Annotated in this window: 4 protein-coding genes; 3 read left to right on the forward strand and 1 reads right to left on the reverse strand. The window is 60.3% G+C overall.

Features of this window, described 5'->3' with window-relative positions:
• Positions 1 to 153: 153 nt before the first annotated feature.
• Positions 154 to 486, forward strand: a complete 333-nt coding sequence (locus tag AC1D1P_RS21525) for a 2Fe-2S iron-sulfur cluster-binding protein (RefSeq protein ID WP_477674374.1) — start codon at positions 154 to 156, stop codon at positions 484 to 486.
• A 19-nt stretch (positions 487 to 505) separates the two neighbouring features.
• The gene (locus AC1D1P_RS21530) at positions 506 to 808 is read left to right on the forward strand and encodes an antibiotic biosynthesis monooxygenase family protein (RefSeq protein WP_477669096.1); all 303 of its coding nucleotides are present in this window, start codon (positions 506 to 508) and stop codon (positions 806 to 808) included.
• Between the two features lie 91 nt (positions 809 to 899).
• Here the strand turns inward: AC1D1P_RS21530 and AC1D1P_RS21535 are convergent, their stop codons facing one another.
• Complete coding sequence (locus tag AC1D1P_RS21535) at positions 900 to 1,343, reverse strand: MarR family winged helix-turn-helix transcriptional regulator (protein WP_477669095.1); 444 nt, start codon at positions 1,341 to 1,343, stop codon at positions 900 to 902.
• Between the two features lie 102 nt (positions 1,344 to 1,445).
• Between AC1D1P_RS21535 and AC1D1P_RS21540 the strand changes: the two genes are divergently transcribed.
• On the forward strand, positions 1,446 to 2,213 hold a 768-nt coding region (locus AC1D1P_RS21540), incomplete at its 3' end, for an FAD-dependent monooxygenase (RefSeq protein WP_477674375.1).

Genomic DNA, 2,213 nt, shown 5'->3' on the forward strand with positions numbered 1-2,213 from the left:
GGTGGAGGCATTCGGCAGCGCGTTCGTGGCTTACCTCACGCGAGTCAAACAGGCCGAAATCACCCGCCATGCCGAGGCCCAGGACCAGGACGACTGGCAAAGACGTGAATACTTCAGCCGGATCTAGCCGCCACGGCCATCCCTAAAAAAAACATGATCACCATCCATTTCATCGAATCGGGCAGCCGCTCCACGCCGGTAAAAGGCAAGGTTGGCAAAAGTCTGATGGAAGCCGCAGTGGCCGCAGGCATTGACGGCATTGCCGCCGACTGCGGCGGCCTGCTGACTTGCGCCACCTGCCATGTACACGTGCAGGAGCCTTTTTCCTCGGACACGCAAACCCTGCCGCCACCTGATGGCGAAGAGCTCGGCATGCTGGCATTTACCGCCGCGCCGCGCCTTCCCAACAGCCGGCTCAGTTGCCAGATCAAGCTCACGCCCGCGCTCGACGGATTGACGGTAGAGTTGCCGGCTACCCAGTATTAATTACTTCAGAAAGTTGTTCATGATTCTCGAACTCGCCGACATCCGCATTCACCCGGGCCAGCAAGCAGCTTTTGACGAAGCCATCCAGCGCGGCATCCGCGAAGTCATTTCCAAAGCCAGGGGCTTTCAAGGTTTCAAGGTCAACAAGGGCATTGAAAGCCCTGAGCGCTACATCCTGCAGATCTTCTGGGACACACTGGAAAACCACACCGTCGACTTTCGTCAGTCGCCCGCCTTTGCCGACTGGCGAGCCATTGTCGGGCCCTTCTTTGCCGGCCCGCCCACGGTGGAGCATTTCGCCCTGGTGGCCAAGTCAGCCTGAGCCTTTGGCCAGGGCCTGGCAAACAGGCAGACAATAAAAAACGGGGCTGACGGCCCCGTTTTTTATTGTCTGCGCGCAGTTCCGATGCCGGCTACCTGGCCGCGTTTTCGTGGCCGCTGATCAGCTTCCCAAGCAACACGCCGAGCTGCACCCGCTCGTCATCATCCAGCGGACTCACGATGCGCTGCTGTGCCTTGCTGACAGCACGTTTCATCTGCAGTGCAACTTTTTCCCCTTCGGGCGTCGTCCACAGCAATTTGCGGCGCTTGTCAGATGGGTCAGCCTCCCGCTTGACCCAGCCTTTGGCTTCCAGCCGACCGATCACCGAGCCGAAAGTGGCCGGGTCAAAGGCAACGCGGCCCGACAGCGTGATCTGGTCTTCGCCCGGGTCGTCCATCAAGGCGTTCAGGATGGCGAACTGCACAGGCGTCGCGTCAAAACCGGCTGTTTCCTCCATGAAGATCGCAACCGCGAGTTGTTGCGCCCGGCGAATCAAGTGCCCGGGGGCCTCGCTGAAGTTAAAGCTTTTTGCCATTTGCCGAGTTTACCGTTCAGCTTTGCGCTCAGGGTATGTACTAGGGACATACATGATAAGCATACTTATCATTGTCAAAGCCCCCCTGATACCCTCTCACACATGTCACACACATCCCCCATCCTCATCTCGGGCGGCGGCATCGGCGGGCTGGCCGCGGCCCTGGTGCTCGCGCAGGACGGGCGCGCCGTGACACTCATGGAGCAGGCGGCGAGTTTTGGCGAGATCGGCGCCGGCATCCAGCTCGGTCCCAATATTTTCCGCATGTTTGACTACCTGGGCCTCACTGAAGCCGTCAACCGTGTGGCGTTCTTTCCCACCGGTCTTGGCATGAACGATGTGCGCACGGGCGAGAAGGTTGTCCGTGTCCCGCTTGGCGACCTGGCCCGCGCCACCTATGGCTTTCCTTATGGCGTGATTTACCGCGCCGACCTGCACCAGGTGTTCCTCAATGCCTGCCGGGCGCAGCCCAACGTCACCTTGCGCACCAGCGCCAGGGTGGAGTCGTTTGACCAGTCGGAAAGCGGCGTGACTGTGCACCTTGCAGGCGGAGAAACCGTTGAAGGCAGCGCGCTGATAGGCGCAGACGGCATCTGGAGCCGCATCCGTGAAGCCGTGGTGGGCGACGGCAAACCTCGCGTGTCGGGGCATATCGCCTACCGCGCCGTGCTCAGGCGTGAGGATGTTCCGGCTCATCTATGGAGCGACGATGTGCTGCTTTGGGGCGGCGAGAAAACCCATCTGGTTCACTACCCACTGCGCCGCGGCGAACTCTTCAACCTGGTGGCTGTTTTTCACAGCAACAAATACGATGAGGGCTGGAACACCTTTGGCGATACAGCCGAGCTGAACGAGCGTTTCGCCGATGCC

Source organism: Polaromonas sp. P1_E1_2 (assembly GCF_056406035.1).